This is a genomic window from Amycolatopsis eburnea (assembly GCF_003937945.1).
Lineage (GTDB): Bacteria > Actinomycetota > Actinomycetes > Mycobacteriales > Pseudonocardiaceae > Amycolatopsis > Amycolatopsis eburnea.
This window is the reverse complement of record NZ_RSEC01000040.1, coordinates 1-202: the sequence shown is the minus strand read 5'-3', so window position 1 is coordinate 202 and position 202 is coordinate 1. Positions and strand designations below refer to the sequence as shown.

Annotated in this window: 1 rRNA gene; it reads left to right on the top strand. The window is 52.0% G+C overall.

The window, feature by feature from the left end:
* Position 1 precedes the first annotated feature (1 nt).
* Positions 2-202, top strand: a 23S ribosomal RNA gene (locus EIY87_RS19815); the annotation flags it as partial.

Here is a 202-nt window from a genome sequence, read left to right as displayed (position 1 = left end):
GCGCGGCAGGACGGAAAGACCCCGGGACCTTTACTATAGTTTGGTATTGGTTTTCGGTTCGGCTTGTGTAGGATAGGTGGGAGACTGTGAAGCGGTGACGCTAGTTACTGTGGAGTCGTTGTTGAAATACCACTCTGGTCGAATTGGGAATCTGAACCTCGGGCCATGATCTGGTTCAGGGACAGTGCCTGATGGGTAGTTT